The organism is Bradyrhizobium sp. NBAIM08 (assembly GCF_020193935.1).
Taxonomy (GTDB): Bacteria; Pseudomonadota; Alphaproteobacteria; order Rhizobiales; family Xanthobacteraceae; genus Bradyrhizobium; species Bradyrhizobium yuanmingense.
Map to the genome: position 1 here is coordinate 1 of NZ_JADYVR010001332.1, position 383 is coordinate 383.

Annotated in this window: 1 protein-coding gene; it reads right to left on the bottom strand. The window is 73.1% G+C overall.

All coding sequences use genetic code 11. The features are described from left to right. Positions 1 to 383: Gfo/Idh/MocA family protein (locus tag I6F37_RS44775; RefSeq protein ID WP_225155097.1), on the bottom strand; the 383-nt coding region annotated here is incomplete at both ends.

Genomic DNA, 383 nt, shown 5'->3' on the forward strand with positions numbered 1-383 from the left:
GTCGAGCACCCTGCCGTTGCGCTCGGCCGCGGCGACCATCTCGGCCGCACGCGCCGGTGTCTCGGCGATCGGCTTCTCCGACAGCACGTGCACACCGGCGTCGAGTGCGGTGATCGCCATGGGCGCGTGCAACGCGGTCGGTGTGGCGATCGACACGACGTCGACGTGGTCGGCGGCGAGCAGCTCGTCGAGAGTCCGGTACGTCGCCGGTACGCCGAGATCGCCGGCGAGCTCGGCGGCGACGTCGGTTTCCAGCCCGCACACCGCAACCAAATCGGTGTCGGGGCACGCCACGTACCCGTGCATGTGCTGGCGGCCGGCCCAGCCGAGGCCGACGACGGCCGCCCGCAGCGGCGTGGCAGCCGTGGAAGGGGCGGCAGAGG